Consider the following 855-nt stretch of genomic DNA (forward strand, 5'->3'; position numbering starts at 1 on the left):
AATTATTCTTTTCAAAATAATTTCTTAAATAAAATAAACTAAGGTCAAAATTTTAAATCTAATTCCCATGATGAAAACTATTTGTCATTAAATTTATCTAAAGGAGACAAATATGAAGAAAAAGTTATTATCATTATTACTATGTTTAGTTGTAGTTTTTACAGTTGGATGTAGTAACACAAACAATGAAACTATAACAGATAGAGAAGGAAATGAAGTTAACATTCCTACAAATATTGAGAGAATAGTTTCAACAGCACCATCTAATACTGAAATCTTATCTGCRCTAGGTATGGGAGATAAAATAGTTTGTATGGATACATATTCAGAAGGAATTGAAAATGTAAATAAAGATGCAGTTAAGATGGATTTTTATTCAGGTCCAGATGCAGAAACTATAATTGGATTAGAACCAGATATAATAATAGCATCAGGTCATAATAAAGTAGGAAATGCAGACGATCCATTTAAAGCATTTAGTGATGCAGGAATACCTGTAGTTTATATACCAAGTAGTGAAAGTATAGAAGGTATATATGAAGATATAAGATTTATAGCATCTGTAGTTGGAAAAGAAGATAAAGGTGAAGAAATAATAACTGGCATGAAAGATGAAATAGCCAAGATAGCTGAAGTTGGAAGTAAAATAACAGATAAAAAGAGTGTATATATTGAAATAGGTCCAKCACCTACATTATATAGTGTGGGTAACTCAACATTTATAAATGAAATGGTTGAAATAATAGGGGCTGAAAATATATTTAAAGATGAAAACTCATGGATATCTCCTGGTGAGGAATCTGTAATTAGYAAAAATCCAGATGTTATATTAACTAAAGTTGATTATATTGAAGA

Annotated in this window: 1 protein-coding gene; it reads left to right on the top strand. The window is 28.2% G+C overall.

The features are described from left to right. Positions 1–112: 112 nt before the first annotated feature. Positions 113–855: ABC transporter substrate-binding protein (locus G3997_RS02610; protein ID WP_296647642.1), on the top strand; the 743-nt coding region annotated here is incomplete at its 3' end.

Source organism: Romboutsia sp. 13368, assembly GCF_018336475.1.
Lineage (GTDB): Bacteria > Bacillota > Clostridia > Peptostreptococcales > Peptostreptococcaceae > Romboutsia.